The 2,268-nt window shown below is 28.1% G+C and carries 1 protein-coding gene; it reads left to right on the top strand.

What is annotated here, in order from left to right; translation table 11 throughout:
- A partial coding sequence (gene drmE, locus M4I42_RS16615) for a DISARM system-associated protein DrmE (RefSeq protein WP_268853157.1) occupies positions 1 to 2,268 on the top strand: 2,268 nt, incomplete at both ends.

Below are 2,268 nucleotides of genomic sequence, written 5' to 3'. Positions count from 1 at the left end.
AAATAAAGCTAATATTGTTTTTTGTTACCCAAAACAGTGTTTTTTTGGGATTTTAGTGTTACATGCTGTTTTGCAAGATTACCTACAAAATTATAAATATAGAGATGATTTCACAAAAAGAATTTCTGTTCTCGTCATTACTGATAAAAATAAATTTACTAAATTCCTAAATAATATATCTTTTCTATACAGGGAGTTTCAATATAAAATTTTTGAAAAACATGAGTTTTTTCGTGATAAAGGCGTTTTTTGTGATTTAAATGATAGTTATTACGCACAATGTAACTGGAATCATATTCTGAATGTTTACTATGATGGGAAAATACCAGAAAATATACCTATTAATTTTATATTGCCTGTTGCTGTAGGATATTTTAATTTTAAGCAGATGAACAGAGGAGAAAGAAACAAAATAGGAAGGAAAGATAATAAGCAAAAGCCTGTTTTTTATGTTACTGATAATATCAACATATTAAAAAGTATAGATTTCGAGGTGGATTATATTTTTATCGACTATACATATACACGAGGATTTATTAATCCTGCTTTAAAGGGAGTCTTTTGCTATTTCGATACCTCTCTTGATGATCGGCTTATGTATTTGTCAAATAAAATGAAATTTTGGAATCTAGATACAAATTTACTATCTTGTTTACCGAACGAAACTATAACAGATAAAACGATATTAGGTAATAATAATTACTCTATTCAAAATTTAATAGAGAATAGGAATATAAAAAACCTCGATGTTGTGTATATTGAATCTGAATTTGAAGAGGAGATAGCCAAAGGATTAGATTTATTGAATAAATTATCCAAGAAAAAATTTGATCCATATGATTTAAAAATTGCTGCCACTATTCTATACAATGCAATAAGAACACCTGTCAGTGCAACAGAATACGATCTTATTGCTGAGTTACAAGTTACTTATGAACCAATTAATGAATTATTAAATGAACTAAGGGAAAGCCAAAACCGTTATGAAGATGATGACTTTGAAGGGCTTTTAGCTTTACTAGAAGATATTTTTTGTAAAAAAGAGCTAGATAAAAGGTCTCCGAAGCTCAATAAAATAGAAAATCAAGTTATCAGAGAGGTTGACCAGGATAATAAGGTGGGAATTGTTACTTCTAATAAAATAATTTCATTAGCCCTTAAAGAGCATATATCACTCAAGTTGCGTTGTTCTATAGATGATTTGGAATCAAAAGGAATATGTTTTTATAGCAAAAAAGAGCTTCTGAAAGGAAATGAAAATACAGATTGCGATTGCTTGATTATGTATTCAGCTATTAATTTGGAAGATTTAAGAATATTAGAAATGTGTAATTATAAAAAAGCAGTACTATTTTTATATAAAATTGAGATAGAATTTTTAGAAAATAAATTAAAAAAATTAGAACAAACGTATAATCATGCCGCAGAGTTAATCACTCACTATGTTCATTCACCGGTTTCCATATACCGTTATTTTTATAATCGAATGAAACGTTTTGTATCAAAAAATGACATACAAAAAGGTTTGATGAATGGTATTACTGATGAGGTTATTAATTTAAGGATTGTAAGAAATACTTCTATTCGTAAAAAACGAATGTACAAAGGAAAGAATGCGGTAAAGGCAAAATTAATAGAATTTAATGATGGAAGTTATATGTTTGCGAATGCAGAATTTGGGATAAAAGTATTGAATAGGAGTATGAAAAAATGCGAATCCAAAAAGCTCCCCGAATTAAATATAGGTGATGAATTATTACTTATTGATAATGATGCTAGACGAGAATTGTTCGAATTATTCGTTAATTTCACAAGTGAAAATGAAAAAACTACTAGATGTTACTATCTAATACGGAAATGGCGCGAACTATATGAAGAACGATTTTATAATAATCGCCTTAATGACGAACAGTTGTATAAAAAAATGAAAAGTAATGGGTGGGATAAAACAACGAAAGCTATATTAAAAAACTGGAGAAGTGGATATAGTTATGGTCCTAGGGATTTTGAAGATATCACTTGTCTGGGAAAAGTTTTATTGATTGATGAATTTATCAATAATGCTCAGTTGTATTATAGTGCTATGCAACATGTCAGAAATGAACGAAGAAAAGCAGCGCGCATTTTAAATGACTATATTTTTGCTACTAAAGCGAATCGAGAAAAAATCTTATCGACTTTAGAAGTTTATAATTTATCAATTGATCAACTTGATGAAGTTATTAAAGTGAAAAAAATTAAGGATATTCATAAAAAAATCTACTATAT

Origin of the sequence: Anoxybacillus sp. J5B_2022 (assembly GCF_026847645.1) — a bacterium.
Taxonomy (GTDB): Bacteria; Bacillota; Bacilli; order Bacillales; family Anoxybacillaceae; genus Anoxybacteroides.
This window is presented reverse-complemented; position numbering and strand designations above follow the sequence as displayed.